The sequence below is a fragment of the Vibrio sp. V19_P1S1T109 genome (assembly GCF_002241375.1).
GTDB lineage: Bacteria > Pseudomonadota > Gammaproteobacteria > Enterobacterales > Vibrionaceae > Vibrio > Vibrio anguillarum.
This window is the reverse complement of the sequence record NZ_NDIM01000125.1, coordinates 1-8,300: the sequence shown is the minus strand read 5'-3', so window position 1 is coordinate 8,300 and position 8,300 is coordinate 1. Positions and strand designations below refer to the sequence as shown.

The 8,300-nt window shown below is 44.4% G+C and carries 5 protein-coding genes; 2 read left to right on the top strand and 3 right to left on the bottom strand.

Features of this window, described 5'->3' with window-relative positions:
- The first annotated feature begins 353 nt into the window (after nt 1–353).
- Together B9J87_RS05805 and B9J87_RS05800 are read left to right on the top strand one after the other, a co-directional pair.
- A complete protein-coding gene (locus tag B9J87_RS05805) occupies nt 354–1,931 on the top strand; it encodes a BCCT family transporter (protein ID WP_013856751.1) in 1,578 nt (525 codons plus the stop codon).
- A gap of 233 nt (nt 1,932–2,164) precedes the next feature.
- Nucleotides 2,165–4,048: a methyl-accepting chemotaxis protein gene (locus B9J87_RS05800; RefSeq protein WP_013856752.1), complete on the top strand. Its 1,884-nt coding sequence runs from the start codon at nt 2,165–2,167 to the stop codon at nt 4,046–4,048.
- Between the two features lie 124 nt (nt 4,049–4,172).
- On the opposite strand, the gene B9J87_RS05795 is transcribed toward B9J87_RS05800, so the two are convergent.
- The 3 genes from B9J87_RS05795 to B9J87_RS05785 form a co-directional block, all read right to left on the bottom strand.
- The gene (locus B9J87_RS05795) at nt 4,173–4,892 is read right to left on the bottom strand and encodes a 3'-5' exonuclease (protein WP_069571721.1); all 720 of its coding nucleotides are present in this window, start codon (nt 4,890–4,892) and stop codon (nt 4,173–4,175) included.
- Between the two features lie 5 nt (nt 4,893–4,897).
- The gene (locus B9J87_RS05790; protein WP_094149715.1) at nt 4,898–6,787 is read right to left on the bottom strand and encodes a putative nucleotidyltransferase substrate binding domain-containing protein; all 1,890 of its coding nucleotides are present in this window, start codon (nt 6,785–6,787) and stop codon (nt 4,898–4,900) included.
- 269 nt (nt 6,788–7,056) lie between these two features.
- On the bottom strand, nt 7,057–8,247 hold the full coding sequence (locus B9J87_RS05785; RefSeq protein ID WP_088717991.1) for an amino acid aminotransferase: 1,191 nt from the start codon (nt 8,245–8,247) through the stop codon (nt 7,057–7,059).
- Nucleotides 8,248–8,300: the final 53 nt, after the last annotated feature.

Here is an 8,300-nt window from a genome sequence, read left to right as displayed (position 1 = left end):
CCATAGCGCAGTTCTTTTCACTTGAAAAGTAGCATTCGACCTCTTTTGTTCTGGTCTAAGATGATGAGTGTATAAGTTGAGATGTAAAATGATTAGTGCTCGAATGTTTTTGTTTTCGATTTTCCACATAAATTGGTTTAAGTTTAACCATTAAGGCTTGTTTTTTGCCTTGAATGGCATTTTATGTTGCTTTTCAGTGGATTTTTTCTGTGATTTTGGTAGGGTATTCATCATATTGAAAAATAAATTGCTATGAGTACGAAGTTATTTTTGGTTTTTTTCTTAAAATTGTTTCGTTCTCATGGTTATTAATCTCAACTGAAAAATCATGTCTAGATTTCTAGAGAGGTAAAATGACAAAAGGTATTGATAAGTACAGTATCGACAGTACTGACTACACTGTCGGGCAAGATAACGTGCAAAAGTGGGGGTTTGATGTTCATAACCCAGTGTTTGGCTTTAGCGCCGGATTTATTGCGCTATTTTTAGTCGCCGCTTTAGTCGTTGATCCTGAGGTTGCGAAGAGCGTGCTTGATGGCGTTAAATGGAAAATTATTGGCACTTTTGACTGGCTGTTTATTTGGTCGGGTAATCTTTTTGTGCTGTTTTGCTTAGGCTTGATTGTTTCTCCCTTTGGTAAAATACGTTTAGGTGGCCAAGAGGCGACAGCAGACTACTCTTTTATTTCTTGGCTCTCTATGCTGTTTGCCGCAGGGATGGGTATTGGTCTCATGTTCTGGAGTGTCGCTGAACCTGTGGCGTATTTTACCGGTTGGTATGAGACACCCTTAGGTGTTGCAGCTAACACACCCGAAGCGGCTAAACTAGCATTAGGTGCAACCATGTACCATTGGGGTCTACACCCTTGGGCCATTTACGGTGTGGTCGCGCTTTCCCTTGCGTTCTTTACTTACAACAAAGGGCTCCCGCTTTCTATTCGCTCTATTTTTTACCCGTTGCTTGGCGATCGTGCTTGGGGCTGGGCAGGGCACATCATTGATATTCTGGCTGTATTAGCAACATTATTTGGCTTAGCAACGTCATTAGGGCTGGGTGCTCAACAAGCGGCTAGTGGTATCCATCATGTATTTGGCATTGATGCCGGAATGGGCTTACAAATTGTCGTGATTACCGTCGTTACTTTATTAGCGGTGGTCTCCGTGGTGCGTGGTATTGATGGTGGTGTTAAAGTCATCAGTAACATCAATATGATCGTTGCGTTCTTGCTGCTGATTTTGGTTGCACTGATTGGCTATACCGTAACCTTTTCATCCATTCCAACCACATTAATGGCGTATATTGAAAATATCATCCCACTCAGTAACCCGCACGGTCGAACTGATGAGGCTTGGTTCCAAGGTTGGACAGTGTTCTATTGGGCTTGGTGGATTTCATGGTCACCATTTGTTGGAATGTTCATTGCGCGAGTATCAAAAGGTCGTACTATCCGCGAGTTCCTCACCGCCGTACTATTAGTACCTACTGCTGTTACTTTGATTTGGATGTCTGTATTTGGTGGTTTGGCGATTGATCAAGTCATCAACAATGTTGGCCAATTAGGCGCGAATGGTTTGACCGAAGTGCCACTGGCGATGTTCCAAATGTTTGATGCGCTGCCTTATGGCACCTTACTTTCAGTGATTGCGGTTGTGTTAGTGTTGGTATTTTTTATCACCTCATCAGATTCAGGGTCACTGGTTATTGATAGTATTACTGCTGGAGGCAAAGTGGATGCCCCTGTCCTACAGCGTATTTTCTGGGCGTTGATGGAAGGCGCTATCGCCGTAGCCTTATTATGGATTGGTGGCACCAATGCTATTGAAGCGTTGCAGGCTGCGGCAATATCAACGGCGCTGCCATTTACCATCGTCTTACTATTGATGTGTGTGAGCCTACTGTTAGGTATGCGAACCGAATTATCTAAGCACTAATTCAGATATACCCAAGGCTGCTTTAAGTGGGAAGGGTATGGACGTTAATCATCAAGGCGACTTTTAGTCGCCTTTTTGCTGTTTTTTTGACAGTCGTCATGACAACATTAATTAATAACTTTAGTAAAAGCAAAAGGTTATATTGTGTCAAAAATAGATACATAATTAGTGCAACTTATGCGAAATCTGGTTAATATTCGCCACCTTTTCCGCTTCATACATTTTGTAACCCAATGAAATTGACCCTAAAGCAAAAGCTAATCGGTGCCAGTCTTTCTGCCGTCGTCGTTATGGCGAGCGCGTTGACTTGGCTAGCCGCTGATCAACTCTTTGAACAAACTCGAAATGGCGTATATTCGCGGGCAGAAAGCTTGTCAGCTGCCGCTGCGAAAGGCATTTCGGACTGGATTGTGGTCCGTAAAGAGATCTCAACTGCTTTTAATGACTACACCGCTCAAGATGATGTCGTCCCTTTCTTACAGCAAGCTCGCAAGGCGGGTGGCTTTGATGATATTTTCTTTGGTACACCGCAAGGTGAGATGTATCGTTCACACCCTGAGCGTAACCGTGCTGACTATGATCCTCGCCAACGCCCTTGGTATAAAGATGCCGTTTCAGCGAATAAACAAATTATCACCCCCGCTTATAAAGACGCGATCACCAATGCACTGTTGGTGACAATTGCAGAGCCTGTGCGTCGCAATGGGCAATTTGTCGGCGTCGTTGGTGCCGATGTGTTAATCGATCAGCTCATCCAAGATGTCATCAGTTTAGATGCGGGCAAAAACGCCTACGCGATGTTAATTGATGCGCAAGATGGAACCTTTTTAGCGCATCCAGATAAAAATTTCTTATTAAAACCAGTGTCGTCATTGTCGAAGACGTTGACGATGAACATGATAGAGCAAGCAGTGGCTTCAGGTACCGTTGAAGATGCGTCATTACAAGGTGTTGATAAGCTATTTTACTTCGCCAAAGTGCCGCAAACCGATTGGATTTTCGCTATCCAAATGGATCGTGCAACGGAAGAAGCAGCGCATACATCTTTGCTTACCGGCCTGATTGTGACTGCGCTTGTGATTACTATTGCTGTGATTGTAATCGTCTCTTGGTTAGTGAGCTTTTTGTTTAGAGATCTTAGCCGAGTATCCAAAGCCTTAGAGGAAATTGCTTCCGGAGACGGTGATTTAACTCAACGTCTTGAACCAAGAAGCGATGATGAAGTTGGGCAATTAGCACAAAACTTCAATACCTTTGTCGGTAACATGCACACCATGGTTTCTAAACTCAGCTTTGTTTCTGCTGCGTTGTCTGAACAGTCAAAACAGACGGCCGCTCAAGCCAAAGAGCGTAGTGCGCGTATCCGTTTACAACAAGATGAAATTAATATGGTGGCTACGGCCATCAATGAAATGGCCGCAGCTACACAAGAGATTGCCGGTAACGCAGATCATACCGCTCAAAACTCTGGCGAAGCGGTAACGGCTTGCGTACATGGTTCGAATCAAGTTTCACAAACACAAGGCTCGATTCAAAATCTGGCTCAAGAAGTTCAAGTGGCCACTGATGTTATCCTTGAGCTAGAAGCACACGGCAAACACATCAATACGATTCTGGCGACTATTCAAAACATAGCAGAGCAAACTAACCTGCTAGCATTGAATGCGGCGATTGAAGCTGCACGTGCTGGTGAGCAAGGTCGTGGCTTTGCGGTGGTTGCCGATGAAGTTCGTGTGCTTAGTCAACGTACACATGCTTCGACAAAAGAAATTCAGCAGATGATCGAAACGTTGCAATCAACGACGGGTAAAGCGGTTGGCATTATGGGTGATAGCCGTATGCTTGCTGGAACCAGCGTAGATGATGCGAACGCCGCTGCAGCAAGTTTGATGCAAATTCATAATTCAGTTGAGCGCATCAGTGACATGGCGACGCAAATTGCCTCGGCCGCTGAAGAGCAAGCTTCTGTGACGTCGGAAATTACTCGAAACACGGAAGGGATCCGCGATGTGTCTAACGATCTTGCACAAGAAGCGCATGAAGCAGCAGCACAAGCATCACAACTTTCTGAGCTTTCGCATCAGTTAGAAAATGAAATTCGTCGCTTTAAGCTGTAAGTTCTAAGCGTAAAAGCCGAGATGTGATTAAAAAAGAGGAACCTAACATGGGTTCCTCTTTTTTTGCTCGTGTCGATCACGGTACTAAACCTTGAAAGAATCCCTTTAAAGGATAATCAAAAAGTTATAGCCACAACGTTCGGACACTTTGCTGCCGATCAAAATGATGAGCGATTTGTGCTTGGAATAATTCCGCGGTGGCAATAGCATCAACTAAAGCGTGGTGTGGAGTATACGCTGGTAGCCCATAACGCGCCCGCGCTTGCCCTAAACGCACTGATTGTGGTTTTTGCCCTTTTAACTGGTTCCATAAACCTCCATGCAACCGTTGTTGAATTTCCGTCTCCAATTGCAAAGTATCGATCACAGGGAACTCAATACCTTCACCCAATCGCACTTTTAATGCTTGATTGAGAAAGCTACGTTCAATATGACGGTAATGAACCACAACAATTTTTCCAGATAAGGCCTTCAGTATCGACTCCTGCACTTCTGCCAAATCTGGCGCATCTAAAATATCGTTGTGTGTGATGCCATGAATAACCACCGAATCCTCTTTTAACGCTTGGCGTGGCCGAACTATCCAATGTTTAGAGCGGTTTAGATAGATACGGTTTAAGGTAAAAGGCACCAAGCCAATGGTGATAATGTCATCATGCTGCGCACTTAAACCCGTTGTTTCCAAATCTAAAGCGACAAACTCTATTTCATCGATTGGCGTGCTACCCTTAGCAATCGGCCTTGAATAAAAATCTTTGAGTAACGGATGGTTAACCAACGACTGCTTATTGGCATATTTTGCTACCCAATCGATGCTCGGTTTTTGAAACCATTGTTTAATCATCACTCTCACTTAAAGTTATTGCTGGCTTGATAACGGAATTTCAAGAAATTTTGCGCATTGCTTAGGATTTGAAACGCATCTTTTAAGTTACGTCTTTCAAAATCAGATAGATTTTCTGGCTCGATATTGTTATCTGGCTCTATTTCTTGTTCAACGTCAGCCGCTTGGTGGCGAATGCGTACCATAGCGATAAACTCCATTGCATCGCGCAGATCTTGCGCCCGTCCTTTGGGTAGAATTCCGGCTTCAATGATGTCATCTAAACGTTCAAACGAGTTGGTAGAACGTGAACCGACAGCCAATGCATGCACACGGATTAAATCTGCTAACGGTGCGGTGCCGCGACGTTTTAAATTGATGGTGTTATTGTGTCGTCCATCTTTTTCCATCACAAAGTCTTTGAAAAACCCCAATGGTGGCGTGCGGTTCAGTGCATTTCGTGCAAGGCATGCAAGAAATCGATTATTTTTGCGTGCTCGTCGTACAATAAACCCATTCAGCTGTTCTGCCCATTTGGTCCTGCCACACACTCCGTATAAGTCAAAAAAGATGGATGCATTCAATAGCGCCTTAGGGTTAGGGTTATCTATCCAATCGGCAAAGCAGGCTTCCCATTCTTTACGAGTCATACGCCACATCGGGTTGCTGGCCATAATGTCCCCCGTACAGTAGCTGTAACCGCATTGATCTAAGCTGTCGCAGACAAATTTGGCGAACGCTTCGAAATAAGCACCATGTTGTGTTTCTTCATAGTTATCGTCCAAAATTAAAGCGTTATCTTGGTCCGTGACAATTAACTGTTCGTCACGGCCCATAGAACCCAAGGCTAAAAAGCAGTATGGAATAGGCGGTGAGCCTAGTAATTCTTCAGCAAGTTCAATGATTCTTTGTTTAAAGCTACGGCCAATCACTGACATCGCCGTGCCGATCATATGTGAGTTTGCATCTTCATTGACTAAACGAACAAAACTGTCTTTGACTTGGTGCGACAGTGTGGCTAACTCTTCAACGCTTTGTTGCTGGAAGATGCGACTGACGAGCAGCAATGAGTTTTGTGATTCGTAGCGAACAATGTCGGTCGCTTCAATGATACCGATCGGCTTTTTTTCTTTGAGTATAGGAAGATGATGAACATTGTACCGAAGCATTTTCAGCATGGCCTCATAGACATAAGCATTATGATCTAATGAGATAACCTCCGTTGTCATCACTTCCGTGACGAGGTGATTAGGATCGATGCCAACGGCTAATACACGCGTGCAGAGATCTCGGTCAGTCAGGATGCCGATTACCGGGCTGTTATCGTCGTCACTCTCTTGCAAAATATCAGGGTCAATCACCAGCAGTGAAGAGATACTCTCTTCCGCCATCTTGATCGCCGCATGTTGAATGGTTTCTGTTTTGTAAACGAAAGGGGCTTCTCGGCTGAGTAAGGTTCGCACTTTCGAGGTGGTGAGATCATTCTGCTCTGTTTTACTCAGCACGGCTTGGCGAAGGCGCGCGTTATCTTGCACTTCAACGAAATCAGCAAAGGAATCATAGTTGTCATATAAATCCTGAAACCTTGCCTCTGGAATACAGTAAACCAGCGTATCTTCAATCGCTGTGACCGGAAAACGAACACGGTTATTGGTCAATAGCCCCATTTGACCAAATAAACCGCCTTCGGTTAGGCGGTTGTATAATTCGCCTTTGCGACGGTACACCTCGACGACGCCGCTGCGGATCAAATACAAGTCCTGGATATGATCACCAAAATGAATGATGGGTGTATCTTGTCGAAAATAGGAGATTTCTACGCTCTGCGTCACTTCGATCAGTGTTTCTTCAGGTAGTTCATTGAACGGTGGATACTGAGCAAGGAAGTTCTTGATTTCAATTAATTCTGCTTCCATGGAGGCTTCCTTGTGTTTCGGAGTTCATATTGTGGGATTCTGACGTCGTGAGCCAGCTAAACGATGTAACTGGTCAAAGGGATCAGGTCACATAGGTGGCATTGGACATAGGATTCAGAGAGTTATAGTACATGAAAAGAACGTGCTTTGCAGGCAAGAGGGGAAAGTGTACGCGCTTCGATGTGAATCAAGTGCCATTTCAGTGAATTGAAGATAAAAAAATAGCCGACAAGTGGCGGCTATTGTTGTCTATTTCTTATCATTATCGATTATAGAACCGCTGCAATACCTTTGCACAGTGGGCCCATATTCGATTTCGTCATGCCTGCCACACTGATACGGCCGGAACCGACGATGTAAATTGCTAATTCATCTTTCAGACGAGCAACTTGTTCCTTGTTCAAACCAGAAAAAGAGAACATGCCATTTTGACGTTCAATAAAGCTAAAATCAGCCTTCACACCTTCGGCTTTTAGGGTGGTAACAAACAGCTCACGCATCTCTTGAATACGTTCACGCATTTCTGTCACTTCGTTTTCCCATTCCGCGCGCAGTTCGGCGTTGTTGAGGATATAAGTAACGACCGCAGCACCGTGCGCTGGTGGGTTTGAATAAATGGAACGAATGATCGCTTTAATTTGTGAGAAAGCTGTTTCAGCGACATCTGTTGAGCCAGCAACGATGGTAAACGCACCCACGCGCTCATTGTACAAACCGAAGTTTTTAGAGAATGAGCTCGCCACTAAGATCTCTTTATTGTATTTCGCAAAAGTACGTAGGCCTTGTGCGTCTTCTTCAACACCTTTCGCAAAACCTTGATAAGCAAAGTCAAACAGAGGAAGAAGCCCTTTATCAGCGACTAATTTTGCTAACGTTTCCCACTCTTTATCGGTTGGATCAATGCCAGTTGGGTTGTGGCAGCACCCGTGTAGAAGAACAATATCACCCGCTTGAGCTTGCTCAAGATCGGTAAGCATCGCTGCGAAATCTTTATCTTTCGTTTCGGCATTGTAGTACGAATACTGCGTGGTTTCTAAACCAGCCGCATTAAAAACACCGTGATGGTTTGCCCATGTTGGGTTGCTGATCCACACTTTCACGTCGCCGATTTGACGCTTAATAAATTCACCAGCTACACGCAGTGCACCAGTACCACCGGGCGCTTGCGCCGTTTTTGCGAGCTTTTGCGTCACAATCTCAGATTCATCGCCAAACAGGAGTTTTTGTACCGCGAGCCCATATTCAGCAGTACCTTCAATGGTGAGATAAGATTTGGTCTTTTCAGACTCAAGCAACGCCGCTTCCGCTTTCTTTACTGTCGCAAGAACAGGTGTTTCACCTGCTTCATTTTTGTAGATACCAACACCGAGGTTAATTTTTTCAGTGCGAGGATCTTTTTTAAACTCTTCGGTTAAACCAAGAATAGGGTCAGCCGGAGCTGCGACAACTTTTTCAAACATAATCATCATCCATGTAAAGTGTTAGAAGGGATTTTAGAAACATAAAATTAAGG

Excerpts from the sequence above, each read along its gene's own strand:
- B9J87_RS05805 (WP_013856751.1), top strand. The coding sequence starts at position 354 with ATGACAAAAGGTATTGATAAGTACAGTATCGACAGTACTGACTACACT.
- B9J87_RS05790 (WP_094149715.1), bottom strand. The coding sequence starts at position 6,787 with ATGGAAGCAGAATTAATTGAAATCAAGAACTTCCTTGCTCAGTATCCA.
- B9J87_RS05795 (WP_069571721.1), bottom strand. The coding sequence starts at position 4,892 with ATGATTAAACAATGGTTTCAAAAACCGAGCATCGATTGGGTAGCAAAA.
- B9J87_RS05800 (WP_013856752.1), top strand. The coding sequence starts at position 2,165 with ATGAAATTGACCCTAAAGCAAAAGCTAATCGGTGCCAGTCTTTCTGCC.
- B9J87_RS05785 (WP_088717991.1), bottom strand. The coding sequence starts at position 8,247 with ATGTTTGAAAAAGTTGTCGCAGCTCCGGCTGACCCTATTCTTGGTTTA.